General features: G+C 45.4%; 23 protein-coding genes. 11 read left to right on the top strand and 12 right to left on the bottom strand.

What is annotated here, in order from left to right; genetic code table 11:
* From JGK20_RS26180 to JGK20_RS26165, 4 genes are all read right to left on the bottom strand, one after another.
* Nucleotides 1-439: DUF4112 domain-containing protein (locus JGK20_RS26180; RefSeq protein ID WP_293232653.1), on the bottom strand; the 439-nt coding region annotated here is incomplete at its 3' end.
* A gap of 316 nt (nucleotides 440-755) precedes the next feature.
* Nucleotides 756-2,654, bottom strand: coding sequence for a molecular chaperone DnaK (gene dnaK, locus JGK20_RS26175; RefSeq protein ID WP_293198439.1), 1,899 nt, complete (start codon nucleotides 2,652-2,654; stop codon nucleotides 756-758).
* Between the two features lie 673 nt (nucleotides 2,655-3,327).
* The gene (locus JGK20_RS26170; RefSeq protein ID WP_293182116.1) at nucleotides 3,328-3,690 is read right to left on the bottom strand and encodes a CHAT domain-containing protein; all 363 of its coding nucleotides are present in this window, start codon (nucleotides 3,688-3,690) and stop codon (nucleotides 3,328-3,330) included.
* A 176-nt stretch (nucleotides 3,691-3,866) separates the two neighbouring features.
* Complete coding sequence (locus JGK20_RS26165) at nucleotides 3,867-4,442, bottom strand: hypothetical protein (RefSeq protein ID WP_293232651.1); 576 nt, start codon at nucleotides 4,440-4,442, stop codon at nucleotides 3,867-3,869.
* Nucleotides 4,443-4,600: 158 nt separating this feature from the next.
* On the opposite strand from JGK20_RS26165, the gene JGK20_RS26160 reads away from it, so the two are divergent.
* Nucleotides 4,601-5,293: a hypothetical protein gene (locus JGK20_RS26160; RefSeq protein ID WP_293232649.1), complete on the top strand. Its 693-nt coding sequence runs from the start codon at nucleotides 4,601-4,603 to the stop codon at nucleotides 5,291-5,293.
* Between the two features lie 47 nt (nucleotides 5,294-5,340).
* On the top strand, nucleotides 5,341-5,559 hold the full coding sequence (locus JGK20_RS26155; protein WP_293232647.1) for a hypothetical protein: 219 nt from the start codon (nucleotides 5,341-5,343) through the stop codon (nucleotides 5,557-5,559).
* 167 nt (nucleotides 5,560-5,726) lie between these two features.
* Here the strand turns inward: JGK20_RS26155 and JGK20_RS26150 are convergent, their stop codons facing one another.
* From JGK20_RS26150 to JGK20_RS26135, 4 genes are read right to left on the bottom strand one after another with little or no spacing between them, the layout of a single operon-like run.
* Nucleotides 5,727-6,065, bottom strand: a complete 339-nt coding sequence (locus JGK20_RS26150) for a XisI protein (protein ID WP_293182108.1) — start codon at nucleotides 6,063-6,065, stop codon at nucleotides 5,727-5,729.
* Nucleotides 6,053-6,469 (bottom strand): XisH family protein, encoded by a 417-nt coding sequence (locus tag JGK20_RS26145; RefSeq protein WP_293182106.1) that lies wholly within the window; start codon nucleotides 6,467-6,469, stop codon nucleotides 6,053-6,055. The genes JGK20_RS26150 and JGK20_RS26145 overlap by 13 nt, the downstream gene beginning before the upstream one ends.
* 59 nt (nucleotides 6,470-6,528) lie before the next feature.
* Nucleotides 6,529-6,906: a hypothetical protein gene (locus JGK20_RS26140; protein WP_293232645.1), complete on the bottom strand. Its 378-nt coding sequence runs from the start codon at nucleotides 6,904-6,906 to the stop codon at nucleotides 6,529-6,531.
* Nucleotides 6,825-7,037 carry a hypothetical protein gene (locus tag JGK20_RS26135; RefSeq protein ID WP_293232643.1) on the bottom strand — a complete coding sequence of 71 codons (213 nt, stop codon included), beginning with the start codon at nucleotides 7,035-7,037 and terminating at the stop codon, nucleotides 6,825-6,827. The genes JGK20_RS26140 and JGK20_RS26135 overlap by 82 nt, the downstream gene beginning before the upstream one ends.
* 194 nt (nucleotides 7,038-7,231) lie before the next feature.
* Between JGK20_RS26135 and JGK20_RS26130 the strand changes: the two genes are divergently transcribed.
* Entirely contained in the window at nucleotides 7,232-7,417 is a 186-nt protein-coding gene (locus tag JGK20_RS26130; protein WP_293182102.1) for a hypothetical protein, read from the top strand.
* A 183-nt stretch (nucleotides 7,418-7,600) separates the two neighbouring features.
* On the top strand, nucleotides 7,601-7,780 hold the full coding sequence (locus JGK20_RS26125; protein WP_293182100.1) for a hypothetical protein: 180 nt from the start codon (nucleotides 7,601-7,603) through the stop codon (nucleotides 7,778-7,780).
* Nucleotides 7,781-7,856: 76 nt separating this feature from the next.
* On the opposite strand, the gene JGK20_RS26120 is transcribed toward JGK20_RS26125, so the two are convergent.
* Entirely contained in the window at nucleotides 7,857-8,444 is a 588-nt protein-coding gene (locus tag JGK20_RS26120) for a Uma2 family endonuclease (RefSeq protein ID WP_293182098.1), read from the bottom strand.
* 261 nt (nucleotides 8,445-8,705) lie between these two features.
* Here JGK20_RS26120 and JGK20_RS26115 point away from each other — a divergent pair, with 261 nt between their 5' ends.
* Nucleotides 8,706-9,470, top strand: a complete 765-nt coding sequence (locus JGK20_RS26115) for a DUF429 domain-containing protein (protein ID WP_293198434.1) — start codon at nucleotides 8,706-8,708, stop codon at nucleotides 9,468-9,470.
* Nucleotides 9,471-9,790: 320 nt separating this feature from the next.
* Here the strand turns inward: JGK20_RS26115 and glgP are convergent, their stop codons facing one another.
* Entirely contained in the window at nucleotides 9,791-12,349 is a 2,559-nt protein-coding gene (gene glgP, locus JGK20_RS26110; RefSeq protein WP_293232655.1) for an alpha-glucan family phosphorylase, read from the bottom strand.
* A 479-nt stretch (nucleotides 12,350-12,828) separates the two neighbouring features.
* Complete coding sequence (locus JGK20_RS26105) at nucleotides 12,829-16,170, bottom strand: EAL domain-containing protein (protein ID WP_293232641.1); 3,342 nt, start codon at nucleotides 16,168-16,170, stop codon at nucleotides 12,829-12,831.
* 342 nt (nucleotides 16,171-16,512) lie between these two features.
* Between JGK20_RS26105 and JGK20_RS26100 the strand changes: the two genes are divergently transcribed.
* A complete protein-coding gene (locus tag JGK20_RS26100; protein WP_293186728.1) occupies nucleotides 16,513-17,091 on the top strand; it encodes a hypothetical protein in 579 nt (192 codons plus the stop codon).
* 325 nt (nucleotides 17,092-17,416) lie between these two features.
* On the top strand, nucleotides 17,417-18,442 hold the full coding sequence (locus JGK20_RS26095) for a M20/M25/M40 family metallo-hydrolase (RefSeq protein WP_293186729.1): 1,026 nt from the start codon (nucleotides 17,417-17,419) through the stop codon (nucleotides 18,440-18,442).
* On the opposite strand, the gene JGK20_RS26090 is transcribed toward JGK20_RS26095, so the two are convergent.
* Nucleotides 18,397-18,681 carry a hypothetical protein gene (locus JGK20_RS26090; protein ID WP_293232639.1) on the bottom strand — a complete coding sequence of 95 codons (285 nt, stop codon included), beginning with the start codon at nucleotides 18,679-18,681 and terminating at the stop codon, nucleotides 18,397-18,399. The two genes, JGK20_RS26095 and JGK20_RS26090, sit on opposite strands and share 46 nt — an antisense overlap.
* Here JGK20_RS26090 and JGK20_RS26085 point away from each other — a divergent pair.
* From JGK20_RS26085 to JGK20_RS26070, 4 genes are all read left to right on the top strand, one after another.
* Nucleotides 18,671-20,515 carry an ABC-ATPase domain-containing protein gene (locus JGK20_RS26085; protein WP_293232637.1) on the top strand — a complete coding sequence of 615 codons (1,845 nt, stop codon included), beginning with the start codon at nucleotides 18,671-18,673 and terminating at the stop codon, nucleotides 20,513-20,515. The two genes, JGK20_RS26090 and JGK20_RS26085, sit on opposite strands and share 11 nt — an antisense overlap.
* Nucleotides 20,516-20,843: 328 nt before the next feature.
* Nucleotides 20,844-23,204, top strand: a complete 2,361-nt coding sequence (locus JGK20_RS26080) for an FHA domain-containing protein (RefSeq protein WP_293232635.1) — start codon at nucleotides 20,844-20,846, stop codon at nucleotides 23,202-23,204.
* A 228-nt stretch (nucleotides 23,205-23,432) separates the two neighbouring features.
* Nucleotides 23,433-23,924: an SRPBCC family protein gene (locus JGK20_RS26075; protein ID WP_293186733.1), complete on the top strand. Its 492-nt coding sequence runs from the start codon at nucleotides 23,433-23,435 to the stop codon at nucleotides 23,922-23,924.
* Nucleotides 23,921-24,370: an EVE domain-containing protein gene (locus tag JGK20_RS26070; protein ID WP_293186734.1), complete on the top strand. Its 450-nt coding sequence runs from the start codon at nucleotides 23,921-23,923 to the stop codon at nucleotides 24,368-24,370. The genes JGK20_RS26075 and JGK20_RS26070 overlap by 4 nt, the downstream gene beginning before the upstream one ends.
* The last annotated feature ends 112 nt before the right edge of the window (nucleotides 24,371-24,482 follow it).

Below are 24,482 nucleotides of genomic sequence, written 5' to 3'. Positions count from 1 at the left end.
TCAAACCCAACAGCAAAGCCACCACAAACAACCAATCAGCTTTTTTTCCAGCCGGTTCAGGCGAACCTAAATGAGCATCCAGCAATTCGATATTTTTGATATTAGCTTTCCAAGCAACATCTAACAAGTCTCCGGCAACTGGTACAGTGCCAGCAACTGTATCAAATACGATGTTAGCCGCCATCTTTACTAAAGTCTCTTGTGGCACTCCCATTTGAGCGGATTTGAAAACAACATAACCTGCAAAAATTGAACCAACTAAATCGCCGCCACCCGGTATCAATCCTAATATTGGATCGAGTCCGATGCGGTATTTTGTGCCGGGAATCGGAATTGCATTGTCTAGTAAATGACTGATGCGGCGGAGTCGGCGCAAGGATGCAGCCTGAGATTTGTTGGGAGTGTTTGCGGATGAATTTTGTATAGGAGAACGAGACATTTAGATTACTCCTGACTTTATTTCTTAGTCCGCGGAGGCGGACTTCGTTTTTGTAGAAGCGATTTCAATCGCGGAATCATGAAGGTGTTAACTTTAATCATACAGAGAAACCCGGCTTCTCTTCAAAACCGGGTTTCCTACTTCTAACTGCGGGCTTTTAGTTTATACCGATTTAACGGGTCGTTGCACAGTTCTCGATCCCCCTAAATCCCCCTTAAGAAGGGGGACTTTGAGAATAATCTTGTCCCCCCCTTATTAAGGGGGGCTAGGGGGGATCGAATTCTATGCAGCCTCATAAAAAATTGGTATTAGCCTACTATTTGTTGCCTTCGGTGAAGTCGGCGTCAATCACGTCGTCGCCGCCGCCAGTCGGGCCGCCGTCTCCAGGGCCACCAGGGCCGTCAGTGGGGCCGCCTGCTTGCTGGTAAAGGTTGCTGCTGACTGCGTAGAATGCTTGCTGCAACTCTGTTGTTAAGGTTTTGATACGATCGTCATCTTCACTTTCGATCGCAGCCCGCAAGTCTTTTAGCAAGCCTTCAATCTTGGTTTTGTCATCAGCAGGAACTTTATCGCCCAATTCTGCCAACTGCTTCTCGATTTGGTAGGCTTGAGAATCGGCTTGGTTTTTGCGATCGATCCGTTCGCGACGTTCTTTGTCAGCAGCCGCATTCGATTCGGCTTCCCGAACCATGCGATCGACTTCATTGCTAGGCAAAGTAGAAGCACCGGTAATGCTGATAGATTGTTCCTTACCAGTACCTTTATCCTTAGCAGCTACATTCAAAATACCGTTAGCATCGATATCAAATGTAACTTCAATTTGAGGTACGCCACGGGGAGCTGGGGGAACTCCATCTAAACGGAAAGTTCCCAAATCTTTGTTATCGTTTGCCATTTCCCGTTCGCCTTGCAAAACGTGAATTTCCACGTTTGTTTGGCCATCTACAGCAGTCGAGAAAGTTTCCGACTTCTTGGTAGGAATAGTGGTGTTGCGGGGAATGATTTTGGTCATCACGCCGCCCAAGGTTTCGACGCCGAGAGACAGCGGGGTAACGTCGAGCAACAGGATGTCTTTGACTTCGCCTGCGAGCACGCCTGCTTGAATTGCTGCACCGACTGCTACCACTTCATCCGGGTTTACCGTTTGGTTCGGGTCTTTGCCGAGGATTTTTTTGACCAGTTCTTGCACGGCTGGAATGCGTGTAGAACCACCAACTAAGACAACTTCATTAATTGCAGATTTGTCTAATTTGGCATCGCGAATCGCGTTTTCTACGGGAATGCGAGAGCGATCGATCAAATCTGAACAAAGTTCTTCAAACTTGGCCCGCGTCAAGGTGGTGTCCAAGTGTTTTGGGCCGTCTTGAGTTGCGGTAATAAACGGCAAGTTGATTTCTGCTTGGGTAACGCTCGAAAGTTCAATCTTGGCTTTTTCGGCTGCTTCCGTCAGGCGTTGCAGTGCTTGTTTATCTTTGCGGAGGTCAATTCCTTCGGCTCTTTGGAATTCTCCGGCGATGAAATCAACAATTTTTTTGTCGAAGTCGTCACCACCGAGGTGAGTGTCTCCAGAAGTTGCTAGCACTTCAAATACGCCGTCGCCGACTTCGAGAATTGATACGTCGAAAGTACCGCCGCCCAAGTCAAATACGAGGATGGTTTCGTTGCTCTTTTTATCTAATCCGTAGGCTAAAGCGGCTGCTGTAGGTTCGTTAATAATCCGCAGAACTTCAATACCGGCAATTTTTCCCGCGTCTTTAGTAGCTTGGCGCTGGGAATCGTTGAAGTAAGCGGGTACTGTAATTACCGCTTGGGTAACAGTTTCGCCGAGGTATTTGCTGGCATCTTCTACGAGTTTACGCAACACTTGCGCGGAAATTTCTTCGGGAGCAAATTGCTTGCCGCGGGCGGGACAGTCGAGTTTGAGGCTGTTGCCGACTTTCAGGACTTTGTAGGAAACTTCTGTGGTTTCGTGGGTTACTTCGTCAACCCGACGCCCGATAAACCGTTTTACTGAGTAAAAGGTGTTTTCGGCGTTCATCACGGCTTGACGCTTGGCGATTTGTCCGACGAGTTGATCGCCATTTTTAGCATATGCTACTACGGAAGGTGTGGTGCGACCCCCTTCGGCGTTGGCTATGACGGTGGGTTTGCCGCCTTCCATAACTGCGACGCAGGAGTTTGTCGTACCTAAGTCAATTCCAACTACTTTTCCCATAGGGGTGTTCCGGCTCCAATCTCTACAAAATTTTGGTTTTCTATCTGTGTGATAGTCTGGTTATTCAGAACTGCGATTCTACTTCGCGGTTTACGGGTAGTCAGCTCTGCTTTAATACAACAGTCTTCGATAGGGTGCTTATCTCTATACTGCGGGCGGTTAGACCTTGCGATGAAGGTGTATTTACCGAACCTGTTGGGGGACGGTTGCATCGGTGAGGCTTGTACTGCTACAGCTTTGGACTGCTTTTCTTTACTCTTCCTAATGTAGGGCGTGCGATCGATTCGGGCATTGTGGCAAACCGTATACGTTGTGTTGTATTTGCCGTCTTGCGCGTATAAATTTAGTTGGGCCGGTTTGGGCGATTCGTTGTGCGATCGCATTTTTTGGATGCCAAATATAACGGTTATCAGAAAGATGAGGTACGTTGTTGGGCTTTAGCCCTCTTAGTTTAAGGGTTATGTAAGCTGTCAGTTATACATCATCCATCTTTTTGAGAAAGGCTATATAAGATTTTATACGATGTCCATGCCAAGCGGACTGAAGATAATGTAATTTAACTGTCAACTCTTCAACCCGCTTTCGTCGGGTTTTGTTTCTGTAGATGCGGTTTCCAACCGCCGGATTTCAACCGCCGAGTTTCAACCCAATTTCAACCACCGCCGAATTTCAACTACCGCGCATCGCCAATTAAAATAAACGGCGACCAATAAAACGGATGGCGACTAATCTGACTCAACTTAGCTTGCCGCAAAGCATCATTTTTACTCATCCCCTTATTAATATTTTGATAAAACTGAACCATCAAATCTTTAGTAGCTGCATCATCAACACTCCACAAACTCGCCATCACAGCTCGTGCACCCGCACGCTCAAATACATAGGCAACTCCCGATATTTCTTCACCGTTAGAATTTGCTTGCATAGCAGTTTGACACGCGCTTAAGGTGAGGAGTCTGGTGTTTTGCAATCCTAATAAGGCGGCATCGCGAATATTGAATTGGCTGTCAGCAAACAGCAGTGTATTTTCGTCCATGCCCAAATTTTGAGCTTCGCGAAACCCAACTCTCTAAATCGAACAAGTTGGGTTTCGTTCCTCAGCCCAAGCTAAAACTGGACGCACTCCTACCGAAAGAAACCGGGTTTTTATCGAATCTGCGGGCTACAACGAAATATTTTCGTAAAAAACCCGGTTTCTGACCCCCGACGGACTCAATAAGGAGTCACTACAATTGTCATAGTCTTTTTCTGCACATTAAATCGCATTTCATCGACGAAAAATCGCTTGTTTTTCGGTACGTTCAAAATGTATTTTAGTTGCGCGCTATTGACGACAGGCGAACTCAGTTGCACCACAGCTTCACCTTTAGCAGCATTTTTCAGCTCAAAAGCACTCATGGGAATGTTATTCCATATGGCTTCGGCTTGAGGCAAAATCCCATGACGATAACGACGCTCCCGATTACTCTTAGGTGGTGGCGTACTTTTAGGAAATATGATGTTCTCAATTTGGCTCAGCGGGAGCGATCGCTGTTCCCCGGATGCTTGTATCCATAATTTTTGCCCTTTCCGATCGATTTTTACAACTCGACCGTCTCTTGTTTCACCTCCTTTCATCACAATTTGGGCTTGCGTCCGTAATCTTAAGGGTACGGCCTGGCTAGCATTAGCTTGTGCTTGTATGGATAGCAAATTCTGTGGTTGGCTGGCCGCATTGACTTGTGCTGCTATACCCGCTATTACTGTAAAAAATCCTACAACTAGAAATGAAAGTGTGTTGCGTTTCATAATCTCCCTAAACCCCCTTCAATGGTAAGCGTTAACTCCGTACGGTATGAAAGGCTAAATATGCCAGTCATAGAAACCAGTATCGACAAAGCTTGGGGATTTTTAACTTATTTTTTTCATACCCTGATTAAGCAACGCCATTTTGTGAAGGTGATTGTGTGACCGCTTCTCCCCAACCTACTCCTCAACCTACTCCTCAACCTACTCCTCAACCTACTCCCCAACCTACTCCCCCGAATCCCCCGAATCCCCAGCCGAATCCCCAACCGACTCCTCAACCTACTCCCCAACCGACTTCCCCGCTGACTCCAGAACCGAATATTTTAGGTAACTTTGCCAGTATTGTTGGCTTGCTTGGTACAGCTTTGTTTTTCACAGGCTGGATTTATCGCTGGTCTTATTTTTACTACTTTCAGCTAGAGGTAATGACCCTTGATTTACCAGTAGAATCGTTTTTCATAGTACCGATTCAGGTTTTTTTAGCTGACCCCTGGACGATACTCAAAAGTTTACTCGCACTTCTGCTAACAGCTCTAGCAATTTACCACACTTTGTGGGTATTTGATATTGTAAATAGAAAAATTTCTGCTATAGTCAATTGGACAATTATAAGGTTTTCTTCGTCGGCTCGTGTAACAAGAATTTCGTGGTTTTATCACCCACTGATGTCTTGGCAGCAATTTAATATCAATCGATTTAACTCGATTAAATTGGTACGATCGCTGGTTAACGAAATTATTATCGTTAGTTTGGTATTAGTAATGTTGTTTTGGTCTGCTCGCTACCAAGGTATTGCCGATGCCCGAGGCGATGCGGGGGAAAATTCATCTTTACCCGCCGTTGCCGATTAGCCCCCAAAGGATTTAAGGCGATCGGCGATGCAGGTCTATTTGCAGATTTGAGCAAAAGAGATTATACTGATATCAATAATCCCAAAGAACCTAGAGTTTGGCGGTTGCTTTTGGAGAGAGGAAACTGGATTTATCTGTTTCCGGCTTTAACAACAGAACAGCAAAAAGACCCTAAAGCACGCCCGCCAGTGATGGCAATTCAACAAAGTCAATCCGGCGATCAATTGTTAATTATAAGTCCCGAACCTTCTAAACCGTCTAAATAAAGTCGGGGCTGGTTGATTGGATGCCAAAATAGTCTCGATGCTAATGGTTAGACAGTTAAATTAACTTTTAGAGTGTGTCAGACATTGATTATTTCGATTTCAACCAATACGGTTAACTTAAGACAGTCCGTTGGAAAAACGAGGTGAAAAATAGACGCTGCGATTGCCTAAGCAACTCCATAGCCAGTATATGGACGCTTGTACGGTGGATGCAACCCTAAAATAATATCCTCTTTGGGTACTCCCATCTCAACTAATTCTTGTCCTAAATCGGCTTCTGTCATATTGCGTTGAATCCAGATTTTACCATCCTTGATATCTAAGTGAATGAAACAGTTATAAATCCGCTTGTATCCCTCCCAGCCAACGTCTAAAATTTGGTAATGATCTTGTTCTGTATCGAACACCAACTGACATTCAACATCCAATTCTGAATTTGGATCGACTGTGGCATGAGTGGTTAGCAACTGGCGGATAAATTGGCGGTACTCCTCTATTCTTTCCATTCAATGATTACCTCCTGAACTGGTTCGTAGACGATTAACTTCACTTGATACTGTCTGACGGCTTCCTGAGTGAATCTTTCTTGAAAAAAGGATTCAAATATATCGAGAGGAATTGCCAGATACAGAGTTCTATCTGGTTCGTTCATTTGCAATCCTAAGCGGTAGTTCAAAAACTGTCCCAACGCTGAATGAAAGTCTGTCACCGCTGATGGATTCAAAAAACTTTTGATTTCAACTGCAATCTTTTGTCCAGCTTTTTCAGCGGCAAAGACTTTTTCTGCTGCTAAATCAATCTCAAACTTCACCTTATCTATCTTGAGGATCAGCGGATCTGCCGTAATTACCCACTGCTCCTTCAAGAGAGCTTGTTTAACAGCATCATGAAATCGGTCTTTGGCAGCCATCGTTTTTTACAGTATCTAGGTATTATGATAGCCGATCGCTCTTCAACTGTATTTATTGATTAAGCCCGATCGCACATCACAACTTCAAACACACCCCCCGGAATAAACCGACACAAAGCCCTCCGCCGATCGTCCGCATCTTGGCGGTTGACAAAACGCGCGATCGTATAATGTTGAGCATTCGGTAAAATTCGGACGATCGCCCAATAATTGCGATCGCCCTCCTTTGACTCTTCCGGTGTTTTCCCTCGCGAATTTAAGTTGAGTTCGATCGCGGGACGATCGGCAATTGTCGGAGAATTGGCTTTTCTGAGAGAGTTGAGATAACGGGCGATGGCTACGCCCCGGCTTGCGCCTACGCACTTCCGTTCAAATTCGCCCCGACGCGCAGAATCAGAAACACCGCCAAGCTTTCGAGCTCTGGCTGAGTCATACACGCGCGATCGGCATCAAAATCGTCATCAGAGTAGCAGCGGATGCGCGACAGCAGTTGCGTCACGCTAAAGTCATCCAAAGCTTGTTGATAGCCGCGAGTATATTCACTCTCGTCGCTTTCAGGTCGTACCATAGAGATTGCCTCCTTGTTTATTAGGGGCCATAAGCCAGCGACGAACTTTCCTAGGGATGACGCTGGCTTTTGACTTGTTGAGATTATAGCATGGATATAGCACATATAAATGCTTTAAATGAGCTATATTCGACAAAGTGGTCTAGATACAGCACAATTGCGATCGGTTTAAACTAAAAAATAGTGAATATCTTATGACCAAACGCTTAGCGACCTATTTAGCCGATGGAATCTATGACATCCTTGAAGAGTGGGCAAGTCAAGAACGCCGTTCAGTCAGCAGCTTGTCAGCATTCATTTTGGAGCAAGCAGCCAGAGAACGTCAAAAGGAAATGAAACAACAGCCCCCGCCATCGGATGAGAAGCAGGAGAAGAGTTAAGTTGAGTTTGGGCGATCGATCGCTCTCTCAAACAAACTGAGGACTGAAGTTTTTTATTGCTGATTCATGCGCGATCGGGCGCATAGTGCTGTGCAAAAGCAGCATAATGCTGCATATTCGACAGAATCGTCTAAAATACTCGACAATGACGATCGCCCTAAATAAAAAAATACTGAATTTCTAATGGCTAAACGTGTATCAACCTCAATAGCAGAAGGAATTTACGACCTACTCCAAGAGTGGGCAGATGAAGAACGGCGCTCAATCAGCGGCTTATCAGCATTCCTTTTAGAACAAGCTGTGAGAGAACGTCAAAAACAAAAACAGCCCCCGCCATCCGATGAAAAGCCGGAGAAAAATTAAGTGCAGTTTGTGCGATCGCCCGAATTCAGCAGATCGATGGCTGAAGTCCTTGCTGCAAAACGATTGTGCAACAAGTCTATTCTGCTGCGACTTCAAAATTTATGCGATCGTAAATATCCGTCAAGCTAATTTGGAACTCAACCGAGTCCATTGCTAATACAGAATCTTCTGACTCATACTCAGTAAATAGCCATTTATCATCAGCAGTCTTAGTCAATTGTTCGACATGATATTTGTATTGGTCAATTAAAATATATTCCCGAAGTTCAGGAATCGATCGATAATAAAGAAACTTCTCCCCTCTGTCATAATCTTTAGTAGATTTCGACAAAACCTCAACAATTAGCAAGGGATTTGTCACAGTCGTGGTGTTAGTTCCCTGATAAACCGGTTCACCCTGAATCACCATCACATCTGGATAAGTGTACAGACGATAACGCGGTATCCACAACCGCATATCATTGATAAAAATCTCGTAATTTTGCCCGCTTACAGTCAAGGGAAATATGCGGCAAAAATTCAGCGCAATTTTATTGTGATTAGCTGTTCCACCAGTCATCGGTAATATTTCTCCATCTAGATATTCGCTTTTGTATTCCGCAGCTTCGTCTAAAGCTAAATATTCCTCTGGAGTATAGTAGCGTTTTTCTGTTTCTGCCAACATACTATATTTCTCCTATCCAATTTTATATCTATCATTGTATCATATTTTTGATGGTGCAATTATCTCTCGCACACAAGCATCTGTAGGAAAGCGGCACTGCCGTATCCTAATCCGCAGCTAGATTTTTATGTATAATTATCACGGCTGACACATGGGGGTAAGAAACCCGGTTTCTACGAGATTTTGCGGACAGGAACGAGAAATATACGAGGAAACCGGGTTTCTAATCTCAGCGCGCGTCCAGGACTAATTTAAACAAGTATGAAATTTATCGGCATAGACTTAGGTTGGAGTTCAGGAGCAAGCGGTTTGTGCTGTTTGAATTGGGAAAACAATCGATTGCAATTCATCGAGTGCGATCGCCAACAATCCCTCAACGACATCCTCACCTGGATCGATCGCCAAATCTCCCCAACCGAACCAGCCATCATCGCCGTAGACGCTCCCACAATCATCACCAATCCAACGGGAATGCGCGACGCTGACAAACTCACCCACAAACACTTCGGGCGCTACCACGCAGGCTGCTATCCCGCCAATCTTTCTCGCCCCTTCGCCCAAAAAACAGTCGAATTTGGCCTTTGTTTAGAAGCCCGAGGATTTGTCCACTCACCAACTATTGAAGCTAAGAAACTAGGCAGATATCAAATAGAAGTCTTTCCCCATCCAGCCACAATCAACTTATTTAAATTAGATAGAATCATCAAATACAAAAAAGGAAAACTGGCAGAGCGTCAATTAGAATTGATGAAACTCTGCCAGTATATTATCGATATTTTACCGAGCCTTGAACCAAGTCTCAATCTGTCTTGTGGCACAGACATCTTGCCTGTGAACTGTGGCATAGGCATCTTGCCTGTGAGCGATATCCCCACCAGTATCGCTACCCTTAAAGCCTTGGAAGACAAGCTAGATGCCTTGCTGTGCGCTTATATCGGCGCTCACTGGTGGTACTGGGGAATCGAGCGGAATTTGGTTTTGGGCGATCGCGCAACCGGCTACATAGTCATTCCCCAACTTCAATAAGAATAGGGAGCATCTCATTTTTGTAAAAAGCATTTTTTCTTATAGTGCGAGCTTAAGAGCTCGCGTATCGTATAATACGCGAGCTCTTAAGCTCGCACTATTAAATGCAAAACAGAGATGCTCCCTGCGGACTAAAGTCCTCACTACGAACCTGAGGGAGTATCTCAGTTTTGCAAGAAGCATTTTTTATGGTAGTGCGAGCTGTCGCGAACTCGCGACAGCTCGCACTGTAAATGCAAAACTGAGATGCTCCCGAAAAATAGCACAATCGCGCATTGACCATCACAAATGTCAACTGTCAACTGTCAACTGTCAACTGTTTAATGTGCCCAGAGAATCACACCAACTTCATAAGGACTGCTGAGATTATCGTGCTTCGGCAAAACCCGCAGCGACAAACCTTGCAAACCGCTAGAAGTATAAGTAATGTCAGCCGTATAAAGGCTAGCATTGTGAGGATCTTCTCCCAAATACTCCATTACCATTGGCACGCCACCAACAATCTCGCCGTTAGCATCAACCGAACCTTGATAAAGTTCGACTTGTACGTCCGCAGGTGTCAATCCCATCAGATTGATTCGAGATTTAACAGCGATCGACTGATTGACCTTAACTTCCTTATCCTGGGAAATATCAACAGCCTCAATCTTAATGTCGTGCCACTTCCCGAGAAGGTGCTTCTTCCACTGAGACAACTCCTTAGCCGGAGCGCATCCGTCAGAAGTCATCGTGTGATAGCGATCGCTCACGGGGAAATAAGCCCGCCGCGCGTAATCCTTCACCATCCGAGCCGTATTGAAGAAAGGACAGTTCAAAGCAATAGAATCCTTCATTTTCGCCGTCCAACCGCGGGGAATACCATCAGCATCCCGGTTGTAAAACAGCGGTACAACTTCCTTTTCCATCAAGTCGTACAAAGCATTCGCCTCGACTTCATCCTGATACTTAGTATCTTCGTAAAACTCGCCATGTCCGATCGGCCAACCAGTGCGAACATAATCCGCCTCATCCCACCAACCGTCAAGAATGCTGAGGTTTGGCAAACCATTCATCGAAGCTTTCATCCCGGAAGTACCAGAAGCCTCACGGGGACGGCGCGGCGTATTCAGCCACACATCGCAACCGGACACCATCATCCGAGCCACGTTAATGTCGTAATTCGGCAGAAACACCATCGAACTGATAGTTTCGTGCTCGCGGATGAAATGAACGATATCCCGAATCAATTCCTTACCCGGAATATCCATCGGGTGAGCTTTCCCAGCAATCACAAACTGCACGGGGCGGTTTTTGTCACGCATGATCCGCATAATGCGATCGACATCGCGCAAAAACAGCGTCGCCCGCTTGTAAGTAGCAAAACGGCGTGCAAACCCGATCGTCAGCACCTTCGGATCGAGAGCTTCCCGAGCGTGTTCAATTTCCGTTTGAGCCGCCCCGCGCTCGCGCAGAGTCTTTTGCAGCCACTCCCGCGCAAACACCACCAACTCCGATCGACAGCGTTCGTGATTCCGCCACAATTCCTCATCAGGAATCGACGACATCCGATCCCAGAGTCGATCGTCCTTGCGAGTCATTTCCCAATCCGGGCCAAGATAGCGATCGTACAACTCCTGAGTAGACTTCGCCACACAACTGCGAGCGTGAACCCCGTTGGTAATCGAAGTAATCGGCACCTCTTCCTCAGGCAAACCCGGCCATAACCCTTGGAACATCGGGCGCGACACGACACCGTGCAAAGCTGCCACCCCGTTGACAAAACTCGACATTTTAATTGCCAAAATTGCCATATTCAGAGGCCCGGACAAATCTTTCGTATCCTCCCGGCCCAATCCCAGGAACTCATTTTGCGACAAGCCAAACATCTTGGGATACTGACCCAGATAGTGCATCACCATATCCGGCTCAAACAAGTCAAAGCCAGCAGGTACAGGCGTGTGAGTCGTAAACATACTGCTCGAAATCACCACCTGTTCCGCTTCCAAGAAACTCAGGTGATGTTCCTCCATCAGCATCCGTATGCGTTCCAAAGCCATGAAAGCCGCGTGGCCTTCATTCATGTGATAAGCCGTAACTGTCAAGCCCAAAGCCTTGAGCATTTTCACTCCGCCGATGCCCAACATGATTTCTTGGTGCATCCGCAGAGTTTTGTCACCGCCGTACAGTTGGTCGGTAATATCTTGGTCGTAGCGGCTGTTAGGTTCAATATTTGTATCCATTAGGTACAGAGGCACCGTGCCCACCTGTACCCGCCAAATCCGGGCGTATACCTTGCGGCCGGGATAGTCCACCTCAATCCGCAATTCCGAACCATCGGGATTGCGTTCTAGGTGCAGCGGCATATTGTAGAAATCGTTCAGCGGATAGCGTTCTTGCTGCCAGCCATCGGCGTTGAGATATTGCGAAAAATAGCCTTCTTGATACAGCAAGCCTACGCCAGCCAAGGGCAAGCCCAAGTCGCTAGCAGATTTGAGGTGGTCGCCTGCGAGCACGCCCAAACCGCCGGAATAGATGGGTAGGGCTTTAACTAAGCCGAATTCCATCGAAAAGTAAGCGTAGCATTCCTGGCGATCGGTGCCGCGCTGTTTGCGGTACCAGGCCCGATTTTTGAGATAATCGTCTAGCTGCTGGGCTGCTCGGTTCATTTGAGCAATGAAGCCTTCATCTTCTGCCATTTCTTGCAGTCGCTCTTGAGAAATGGTTCCGAGCATCAGCACCGGGTTTTGATTGCTGGAATCCCAGAGATCTCGATCGAGCCGGCGGAAAAGGTCTTTGGTATCAACGTTCCAGTCCCAGTGCAAGTTGTAGGCAAGCTTGCGTAGGGGTTCGAGAATTGCCGGCAGAGACGGGGAAACGTTAAATGTGCGAATTGGCTGCATAGACAAAGCGTTTATGTTGGGGTAGCGATATTTTCGTCTGTCTTTTGGCACAAGTCCGTTATTCTGCACACTATTTTAAGTTTTAAGTCGTGCGGGCGATCGATCGCAAGGTCGATCGGTCATCTGCAACGACACAGCATTAGCGCTTCCCTAGCCCAGCTAAGCTGTGAACTGCGGTATGCCGATCGCTCTTGACTCCTGTCCGAGAAGCAACTCTCGCATTCAAGGTACGTAGTTGCGCTTCAGCGCTCTTATTTATATTTATACAAATCCCTAGAAGCAACTCTCGCATTCAAGGTACGTAGTTGCGCTTGGGCGCTCTTTCTTGATATTTATACAAATCCCGATCGCTCTTTACTCTCACATTCAAGGTACGTAGTTGCGCTTGGGCGCTCTTATTTATATTTACGTAAAGAGCGCTGAAGCGCAACTACGTACCTAAAGCAGCGTCAGCACCCGATCGAATGACCAATGACCAATTAAGCAATTTTCACTTTCCTCAACAGACAATTTACCAAAAGTTTGCTCGCATCCCCAGCCGAGAGCGCCTTGCTAAAATAATGACCCTGAATTTCGTGACAGTGGAGCGATCGCAAACAATCCAACTGCTCTTTAGTTTCTACTCCCTCAGCCACCACGCTCAAGTTCAAATCTCGCCCCAGAGTTGCTACAGCATTTGCGATCGCCCGTTCGCACGGATCAGTCGTCAGTTCGCTGACAAAAGATTTGTCTATTTTCAAGATATTCAACGGAAACTTTTTGAGATAATTTAGAGAACAATAACCCGTACCGAAATCGTCCAGCGCAATCTGCACTCCCATAGCCTGCAACTCCCTCAAAACTTTTGTGGTATAATCCACATCTTGCATAGCTGTAGTCTCGGTGATTTCTAACTCCAAATACTTCGGTGCTAAACCAGTTCTTTCCAAACAATTCGCCACCATTTGCACTAAATTAAATTGCTGAAACTGCCGCGCCGAAAAGTTGACCGCTACCCGCAAATCTGGTTGCAAAGCATCCTGCCAAGCTTTATTTTGAGTGCAGGCAGTTTGCAGCACCCATTCGCCAATAGGGACAATTAATCCGTTCTCTTCGGCGATCGGAATAAATGTCGCCGGAGAAACTAAACCTAATTCTGGATGTTTCCAGCGCAGCAGGGCTTCCATACCCTGGATTTTCCAAGTAGTGATGTTGACTTTTGGCTGGTAAAAAATCTCAAATTCTCCCTGTTCTAGAGCCTCGTGCAACCTGTTTTCTATATTTAGCAACTGGCTGCCTTCGGGATTAAGTGTTGCAGTGTATAATTGATAATTATTTCTTCCCCTTTCCTTAGCGCGGTACAAAGCGGCATCGGCATTTTTGACTAAAGTTTCGGCATCTTCACCGTCGTTGGGATAAAGGGCAATGCCGATGCTGCTACTGATGTGAAACGCCTGTTGTTCTAGTTTAAATGCTGGTTTTAAATTGTCGAGTATTCTTTGAGCTGTTTTAATCGCATCTTCTAAGCAATTGATTTCGGGAAGCAGTACAGTAAATTCATCGCCTCCCCAGCGGGCTACCGTATCCGTCGATCGCAAAGTGTCGCTGATGCGTCCGGCAAAACCCTCTAACAGGCGATCGCCCGCAGCGTGACCTAGCGTATCATTAATCTTTTTGAACCTGTCCAAGTCTAAAAACATCACAGCGAGCATTTTTTCATTTTTTTTAGCTTGTTTTAATGAAGCCAACAGGCGATCGTTAAACAGTATCCGGTTCGGTAAACCTGTGAGTTGGTCATAAACAGCTTGATAGCGAATAATTTCTTCAGCTTGCCTGCGCTGAGTGATATCCATCATAGTGCCAATCGCCCGCACTGCTTCACCGCTAGCATTCCGGATAATGTAACCGCGATCGAGCACAAAAACATATCCCCCATCTGCGCGGCGAAAGCTGTATTCCTCCGACCAACATTGAGCGTCTGAGTTCATTGTTTCGTTGAAGCTAGACTTCACTCTTTCCCGTTCTTCGGCATGAACATTCAGCCACCATGATTCTAAATCTATCGTCTGAGTTTCGTTGAGTTTGTATCCAAAAACTTTTTCAAACTCTTCGCTCAACCAATACTCATTTCTTGACACATTAAAATCCCAAACTGCATCATTTGTTGCCCGCGTCAGCAGGTGAAAGCGTTCTTCACTTTTGCGGAGTTTTTCTTCAGATTGCCAGCGTTCCGTTACATCCCGAAAGCTGAACACTCGACCAGTAATTTTGCCTCCAGTATGCTGCGGTAGCGAGTAGCGTTCGACAATTCTGCCATCTTGAAACTCGATGACATCGAAACTTTCTGCTGCGGGGATATCGGACAATTCTTTAGCACGGTTGAGAAAGATTTCCGGGTATCTTAACTGGCTGATTCCGAACCCCAAAATTTGGTTGCTATCTCTCGAATCTAGCAGAAAATCTGGCAACTGCCACATTTGAGCAAACTTGCGGTTAAAGCTGACAACTTTTCCGCTACCGTCCACCGCCAGAATTCCGTCAGCAGTAGATTCAATGGTTGCTTGAAGCAAAGAAAGAGATGTTTCTAGTTCTAACTCTGCTAATTTGCGATGGCTAATGTCAAAAGCAGTGACTAATATTGACGCTTTTCTCTCAAATTTGATAATATCAACAGTGGCTTCAATCCAGCGAGTTTCTCCAGTTTTCGTGATAATTCTCACTTCATATTTTGAGCCTGCACTGTCTCGCGGCTGGCGGGATTTACCCCATTGTTTAACTGTCGATCGAAAATCTGGATGAATAAAATCGTATAAATCCAATCCTAGCAATTCTTCGCGAGTATATCCAGTTAAAGCTTCTGTCTGAGAATTGACATAGCGCAACTGTCGGCGCTGATAGATAAATGCAGCAGCATTAACAGTTTCTACCAGTTGCCGAAACTTTTTTTCACTGCGCCGCAAATCTCTTTCAGCCCGCTTGCTATCGGTAATATCTTGTGCTACATACAACTTGCCGCTCACTTCACCTTTGCCGTCGCGAATAGTTGAAATTGAAAGCAGTACAATTATTTTTTTACCCTGTTTGGAAAGGTAGACTTTTTCGACGTTGCGGACAGAACCTTGGGCTGTTAATGTTGCTGATTCTAATCCGGCTGCCGGTGATTCAGTTTGTTTGAAAAGTCCAGCTATTTGTTTGCCTAACAACTCTTTTTTAGAGTATCCTAAAAGTTGACAGGTAGCTTGGTTAGACGACAGGATATGACCGCCGGGAGTTGTAGCAACGATCGAGACGCTCATTTCCTCGCAAATATCGAGGGCGTATTCCGCAGTTTGCTGCAAATCTTGGGTCATTTTGGCAATAGTATCCCCGATATCTTGTTCTTTTTTTTGACGCAACACTTTTTTTGCTTCTGGTAGCTTTTCTTTCTCTGTTTCAGAGTGAGATTTCCCGCTCGTCTTAGATAAGATAGTTGCTGTGTTCGTCCTGATTAATAACGAGATTACTATAGAAATAAAAGCCAAAAAAGAACAGATTGTTTCCCGACCAAAACTACGTTTATTTTCGGAATTTTGCGGAGAATGTATAAAGTTGTCGCTTGGTAAATGTACAGCTTCTCTTTGGGATAAATTATCTACAAATAAGTCGGCGGTTGCCGAAGTAGTGGGGCGAGATGACGCTCCCAAAGAGCTAAGTTTCTCAGGCTCCAGCAAAATTGCTTCCACACTGCGATTGTCGGTTATATCCCCTATACTTGCCGACAATTTTATTGAATTAATGCTACATTCCACACCAAAAATAGCAGCAGTCAAAGATACCAAAATCAATTGATACGTAATTTTCATTTGCTCCAGTTCCTGATTTTAAAAAGATGTCTTCCTGTCTCAAGAAATCTAAATACTTTGAGCATATGTTGAGGAATTACAGAAAGAATAGCACCTAAATTTATGTTGCTTTAGTAAATTGAAGAGTTCAAAAATAAGAATTTATCTTTGTAACTAATTATAATTTTAATCTTAATTTAAGATCTGTCATCGGCCATTGTGCCACAAACTATCCGCCATTATGCCTAGACATCGGCTGGGATCGCGCTAAAATTAGAAAATTCCCGCTCATAGGCGGCGGAGATTTGTTAGAAAAATAAACAATTAGCTTAAGATCGATGCAGAGATCCACGAATTGAACCAATGAGTCAGACGATCCCAGAACTCCAAACAGAAGTCCGCGCGCTGCAAGCAGAAGTTGCCACTCTGCAAGAGACGCGGGAAAAACTTTGCCTACAGCGCTCAGAGTGCCGAGTGACAGTCAGTTTTCCCAAGAATAATACTCCTGAGGCCCTTGCCGAGTTCCACCAGCAAAATGCTGCTTTTGGGGAGCAGTGGTTGCAGCAAATCCAGGAAATTGACCGAGAGACTAAAATTATTGAAAAGCAACTGGAAGCAAAACAGGCTTTACTCAATTACAAACAAGGTGAACTAGATAAATTGCTGGCGGGAGAGCACTGGAAAGAAGTAGAAAACCACGTTCAAACCGGGGAAAAGCGCCTGCAAGCACAAGCTCGCAAAATTAATCAAGCAGCAGCGCAGCTAGAGGCAGAAATCCAAGCTTTAAAAGCACTGTACGACCAACTAAATCCCAGTTACTCGGAGTGGTTTCAACAACCAACTCAAATTGTTGAGTTTTCCGCAAAAACTATTCCTTATGCTGTGGGTAGCAGCAGCGGGTTGATATTGGGAAATAAGGAGATAGAGTGGGAGAAAAAGTAGTTTTGAGTTGTGAGTTACGAATGTAAATTAGTATTTGAGTTCGTCGTGAATTTTCTGAAGCAAGTAACAGGAATTACGCAACGGCTACATTGAAACAGGTACGTAGTTGCGATGAAAGCGCTCTTTCATATATAATAAAAGAAAAGAGCGCTGAAGCGCAACTACGTACCTAAGAGCTAGTTATACAATACGATCTTTGAGGATAGCGCTACTAGAAAAAATGTTAAGAACTTTGAGTTTCATTTTTGGAAACAGGGTTATTTTAAAGGATGGTGTCAAGTAAAATCACAAACATAATAGCCTAAAATATAAAATAGACTTACTGATGAAACAATTGATTTCGATAGCGCTATTTATTCTGGTTGCGGTGGCAGTTGTGGGTTGGGGCTCTGACTCGTTGCAGCCGAAAACGGCTGTACCGGAAGTTTCGATCGATCGCACTATCCACACTTTCCAAAGCCAGTCTCCTGCTGAAAAAAATGCAGTCAGTCAGCCGCAAGTTGACTCGTCCCGGTTGTGGAAACACGTCGAAACTTTAGCAGGGGAACGCGAGGGAGAACGAGCTCGCTCTTTTACGAGAGACTACATTTCCCAACAACTGAAAACCTTCGGTTTTTCACCAAAATTGCAGGAGTTCGATCGCGGAATCAACGTTTTCGCCGAGAGAAAAGGTACTGACTCAAACGCTGGTGCAATTTTAATTGCAGCACACTACGATACTGTACCACAATCTCCTGGGGCTGACGACAATGCAACAGGAGTTGCGGCAGTTTTAGAAGTAGCAAGATTGCTGGGTTCTCGTCCTACGCCTCGGACATTGCAAGTGGCATTTTTTGACCGGGAAGAAATCGGACTTTTAGGTAGTTTAGCATTCGCGGGTAGCCCGGCGCGGTTAAAAAATTTGCAGGGTGCGATCGTCCTGGATATGATCGGTTATGCCTGCCGCACGGCTGGATGTCAGCGATATCCCGAAGGATTGAAACCGCAACCTTTTCTAGATGCAGCGGGGGTGACTTCTCCCGATAAGGGCGAGTTTATTGCTGTGATTGGGGATGCGGAACATCCGCTGCTGTTGGGTACTTTTGCGGAGTCGCCACAAGCTGATTTACCACCGGTGATGACGTTGCCGGTTCCTCTGAAAGGGCTGCTGACTCCCGATGTTTTGCGTAGTGACCACGCGCCTTTCTGGTATAAAGGAGTTGGTGCTGTGTTGGTGACGGATACTGCAAATTTGCGATCGCCCCACTACCACCAGTCTACCGATACACTCGCAAATATCGATCGACCTTTTTTCATCGGTTCTGCTCAAATTGTGGTTAATGCTACTGCTAAATTATTGGAAATTCGGTAATGGGTAATGGGTAATGGGTAATGGGTAATTGGTAATTGGTAATTGGTAATGGGTGGTAATTGGTAATTGGTAATTGGTAATTGGTAATTGGTAATTGGTAATTGGTAATTGGTAATTGGTAATTGGTAATTGGTAATTGGTAATTGGTAATTATGTAAGGTGTTCTTTCCTTCTTCCTTCTTCCCTCTTCCTTCTTCCTTCTTCCTTCTTCCTTCTTCCTTACAAGAAATGACTAACAAAGACAATCTGCGACAGCATTTACTGCAACTAGACAATCGAAGCTACAAAGCGTACAAAGACATTCAAGGTAGATATGATTTTTCAGAATTCACATTAATAATTGATTATGTCCAGGGAGATCCCTTTGCATCTCCCAGTAAATTTAGAGTCAAAGTTCCGCCAAACATTGCTCGAATTCCCCGCGAACTTTTCCAATCTCGCAGTCGAGAAATAGCCCTGCGAGATTACCTAACTCGCCAGTTTGACAAAGCAGCATATAGCATCAGCAGCAAGCGCGGCAGCGGTAAAAGCGGTACGATCGCAGTGACTCGCTTCAGACAAGAAGTTTTAGAACGAACTTCGGCATTTATCCTAGACTCAACTGCATCAGATCTCGGAGATTTAGGAGGAGTTGAAATCCGATTTTCCGTCGGACTTCCGGCGGGCGGGCGCAGTATTTTAGGGCGACAAGCTGCTGAAATGCTGTGCGAAGATATCCCGCGAATTGTCAGCCAATCTCTGAAATATTCTAGCTTAAATGCTGCGGAATGTCGCCTTCATGTTGAAACGGTAGAAGATGCTGATTGGCTGCGGCAGCAGTTAGCTGAAAACGGATTAGTTGCGTTTGTTGCTGACGGTTCTATTTTACCCCGCCGCAGCGGTGTTGACAACCGTCCTCTGTTAAATGATGCTGTGGCTTTTGTGTCGCCGTCGTCGTTAAAGGTTGAGTTTAATTGTCCGAATCGCGGTTTGATTTCCGGTATGGGAATTCCCGCTGGGATTAGTTTGATTGTGGGCGGTGGCTATCACGGCAAATCAACTTTACTCAGGGCGATTGAGTTGGGAGTTTATAACCGAATTCCGGGTGATGGTAGGGAATTTGTGGTGACAAGTCCGGCGGCGGTGAAAATTCGGGCGGAAGATGGCAGAAGTGTGGCGTCGGTGGATATTTCTCCTTTTATTAATCATTTGCCGCAAGGTAGAGATACTGTACAATTTTCTACTGCAAATGCGAGCGGCAGTACGTCGCAAGCTGCTAATATTATTGAGGCTTTGGAAGTTGGGAGAAGGAAGAAGGAAGAAGGAAGAAGGAAGAAGGAAGAGGGAAGAAGGAAGAGGGAAGAATCTCAATCTTTTGCGACAGGGATGCAAGCCGCCTCTTGTGAAGGGGATTTAGTACCTGTTTTGTTGGTGGATGAGGATACGGCGGCGACTAATTTTATGATTCGCGATCGCAGAATGCAGGCCCTGATTGCTAAGGATAAGGAACCGATTACGCCGTTTATCGATAAAGTGAAACAGTTGTACGCAGATTATGGCGTATCGACGATTTTAGTCATGGGCGGAAGCGGCGATTATTTTGATGTGGCGGATACTGTGATTTCCATGGATAATTTTGCAGCATATAATGTGACGGAAAAAGCTAAAGAAATAGCAAGTATTTACTCGACCAGTCGCGCTGCTGAAGGGGGAGAAAGTTTTGGTGATATTACTCACAGAGTCCCGGTTCCTGCTAGTTTAGATCCGAGTCGGGGACGGCGAGATGTGCGGGTGAAGGTGCGGGATGTGGATGAATTGGCTTTCGGAACTGAGGAGATTGATTTGGGCGCTGTCGAGCAAATTGTGGACAGGGGACAGTTGCGGGCGATCGCCTCGGCAATGGTTTATGCAAAGGGTCACTACATAGACGGGAAGCGCACTTTGTCGGAAATTATCGATTTGGTGATGGCAGATATTGACGCGCAGGGGATGGATATTTTATCCTCTTTTCCTGAGGGGGATTTTGCGATGTTTCGCCGCTTTGAATTGGCGGCGGCTATTAATCGGCTGCGAAGTTTGTCGGTTGTCAGTTGACAGTTGTCAGTTGTCAGTTGTGTGCATTTGAGTTTGCCAAATACGTGTGTAGGGGCGAAGCATGACCGCAGAAAATATGAGATTATCACTAATAACTTATATGCGGTCATGCTTCGCCCTCTTCAAAACCCAGATGCGCCCTGTCAGTTGACGGTTGACAAAATGAAGAGGAAAGAATGAATAGGGAATAGGGAATAAGTAATATAGATGTAACGCGCGCGGAAGACGATAGTATAGACATTTTGCATTAGTTCGCAAATAAATAAGTGGATTGTTGCCTTACTTTTGATATGCTGACAAAAGTGAATGCAAAAAAGGCGATTTAAATATGATAGGTAATATAGGACAACCGACTGCTGTCAGCGATCGCCCTTATTTAGTATTAACGAGTCAAGATCAAAGCATACAGTTAGAGTTAAAACAGCCGCAGCACGTACTGGGGCGCGATCGCACTCGTGCTGATTTGGTTGTTCCCGAACCCTGGCGCGCAGTTTCCGGGGTTCACGCTGTGTTGCGCCAAATTGGCCAAAATTACTGGATTTACGACGGTGACGGCCAGCAGCCGAGCACTAATGGCTTATTTGTCGATCGCACTCGCATCACTCCCAACGACGGTTATTGTCTCAAAAACGGTACAGAAATTAAAATCGGTCTCGATCCCAAAAATCAAGTTTTGGTGACTTATTTTAATCCCCTGGCGAGTCAAATCTTTCCCCCCAGCAAACAGTCAATTCCCCTCAGCAATCGATCGGTTTTGTTGGGCCGCGATCCAAATGCTTCGCTACAATTAGATGCGCCACTGGTTTCGAGGCGACACGCGACAATTGACGCTGACAGTCGCGGCAATTATATTTTACGCGATCACAGTGTTAATGGCGTTTTTGTCAACGGCCAGCGCATCACGAATTCTGTACAGTTGGCCGAGGGAGATGCGATTCGGATCGGCCCGTTTACTCTAACTTACCGCAATCATACGTTAGAGGTGCAAGACCGAGGCAGTCAAATTCGCCTGGATGCTGACAGTCTGGTGATTCCCAAGCGCTTGGATCGTATCACTTTGGCGATCGAACCTGGGCAGTTTGTGGCTTTAGTCGGCGGTAGCGGCGCGGGTAAATCTACTTTAATGCGGACGCTTTTAGGCATCGAGAAAACTACTCAAGGCGCTGTGTTTCTCAACGGCGACAACCTGCGCCAAAACTTCAATATTTATCGCAATCAAATTGGTTACGTGCCTCAAGATGATATTATTCACGCAGATTTGACAGTAGAAGAAGTGTTGAGTTATGCCGCTAAATTACGCTTACCTCCCGATACAGATGTTAAGGAAGTAGTCACCAAAACTTTAGAAGATATTGAAATGACTCACCGCCGCACTGCTGTTGTCAAAGAACTTAGCGGCGGACAGCGCAAACGGGTTAGCATCGGAGTTGAACTGTTAGCAGATCCGAAACTTTTCTTTTTGGACGAACCGACTTCGGGGCTCGATCCGGGTTTGGACAAGAAGATGATGCAACTGTTGCGAAAGTTGGCAAGTCAAGGCCGGACGGTGATTCTGGTGACTCACGCGACGGCAAATATCACGATGTGCGATCGCATTGTGTTTATGGGCCGCGGCGGACGGCTTTGTTACTTCGGCCCGCCCACGGAAGCCCTCGATTTTTTCGATGTCAAAACTGGGGATTTTGCCGATATTTACAACGAATTAGAAACGTCAGAAACTAACGTTCAAAGTTGGGCAGAAAAATTTCTAAAATCTCCCTACTATCAGCGCTATATTGTTAACCACTTCAGCACCGGCAACGCTAGTGGAAAAACGCCCGCTGCACCTCCCAAGCCCAAATCTGTATCTTTTATCAAACAACTTGTTTTGCTAGCCCAGCGCTATTTTCAGCTTATTTCCCGCGACTTAGTTAACTTAAGTTTAGCTCTATTAACTGCTCCCATCGGGATTAGTTTGCTGCGACTTGCCGTCAGGGATAAAGACCCGTTAATTGGTGCGCCGGAGCCAACTTTAGCACCTTTAGCGATGCGAGTTTTGTTTGTATTTACCTGCGCGGCTATTTGGGTAGGATTGGCAACTTCCCTGCAAGAAATTGTCAAGGAATCTGCTATTTATTTGCGCGAACGTTTGGTAAATTTAGGATTGTTTGCTTATTTGGGCTCAAAGTTTTTTATCCTTTCGGGGTTAGCAGTATTGCAAACGCTGTTGATGGTAGGAGTGATTCTGATTGCTTTCAAATCCCCCGAACCGAGTTTGATTTCCTGGCCGGTGGGAGCAGCTATTACCACTTTTCTAACTTTAATGAGCTGCATCAGTCTCGGATTGCTGGTTTCGGCGATCGTCAAAAATGGCTCTCAAGCTAACAGTGCTTTACCTCTAATATTGCTACCTCAGATTATTTTCTCGGGAGTTTTGTTTAGGATGGAAGGTGTGGCGAGCAAGTTTTCTTGGTTGATGTTAAGTCGTTGGTCTGTGGGCGCTTACGGCTCTTTAGTTAATGTAAACGCGATGGTTCCCGCGCCTACGACTTTGCCGGACGGGAGTACACTTCCTCAGCCGTTTGAGCCTACTCCTGTTTACGATCCGACGTGGCACAATCTGAGTTTAAATTGGGGGATTTTGTGCGTGCATATTTTCGTATATTTGATGTTGACTCTGTGGTTGCAGAAACGGAAAGATATTTTATAGCAGTTGACAGTTGACAGTTAAAAAGTTAATAACGTAGGGTGCGTCACCATGAATCATCTGCTCGAAAAAGTGAAAAATCTCACAGCGACGCACCTTTCACAGTTGACAGTTGACACTTGACAGTTTAAACCAAGAAGGGCTAAAGCCCAACAACGTACCTCATCTTTGTGAGAACCGCTATACAATTAGAAATCTGCACTTAGTTAATGCCAAAAATTTGAGGATTAAATGTTAGTTAAAACCAACGCCTTAGTAGAAATTCCTGCATCACCGGAAGTAGTCTTTGATTTTGTGGCATCACTATCGAATGTGCCAAAATCATTTCGCGGATTTGGTTTAATTCCAGCAATTATTAAAGCTGAAATGGCTGATGGTGGAGAAATGCGTGAAGGCGGTGTGCGTCAGATAAAACATTACGATGGATCGGTGATTGATGAAGAAATAATTACTTTCAAAAAGCCAGAAAGACAAACTTACCGATTGGTTAGAGGGTTTAAGTTTCCGATTTCTCTACTGATTGAGTCTGGTGGCGGAGATTGGAAGTTTACTACTACAGAAAAGGGGACTCGGATTGATTGGGAGTTTTACTTTATGCTGACTTCTCCGGTATTTTATCCGGTTGGGTTGTTGTTGGTTCAGGTTTTTATGCAAAAAGCTATGCAGCAGTGTTTAGACAATATTCAACAATCTTTGGCTAACCAAAGCGAAGGGATTGTATGAATTATTGGCTGATGAAGTCGGAACCGGATGTTTATAGTATTGCGGACTTGCGGCGTGACAAATTTTCGATTTGGGATGGCGTTCGTAACTATCAAGCGCGCAATTTTATGCGGCAAATGAGTTTGGGTGATTTAGTATTTTTTTACCATTCTAATACTAAAATTCCGGGCATTGTTGGGTTGGCGCGCGTGGTTGAAACTGGGATTGCTGACCCGACTCAGTTTGATGTGAATAGCGAGTATTATGATGCTAAATCGCAGCTTGATGCGCCTCGGTGGCAGACTGTGAAAGTTGAGTTTGTTGAAGAGTTTACTAAGTTAATATCTTTGGATGAACTGAAAGCAAAGTTTACTGCTGATGAGATTTTGGTGGTGAGGAAAGGTAATCGCTTGTCGGTGATGCCGGTGTCTGAAAGTGCGGCGCAGAAGATTTTTAAGGTGAGGTAGGAGAAAGGTGTTGATATTTGTCACAGGCAAGATGCCTGTGCCACAAAAAATCTTGTGGGGTGGGCTTCTAGCCCGTCACAGGCAAGATGCCTGTGCCACAAAAAATCTTGTG

Origin of the sequence: Microcoleus sp. PH2017_05_CCC_O_A, from assembly GCF_020738785.1 — a bacterium.
GTDB lineage: Bacteria > Cyanobacteriota > Cyanobacteriia > Cyanobacteriales > Microcoleaceae > Microcoleus.
The sequence above is the reverse complement of the archived record's forward strand: the minus strand, read 5'-3'. Positions and strand labels throughout refer to the sequence as shown.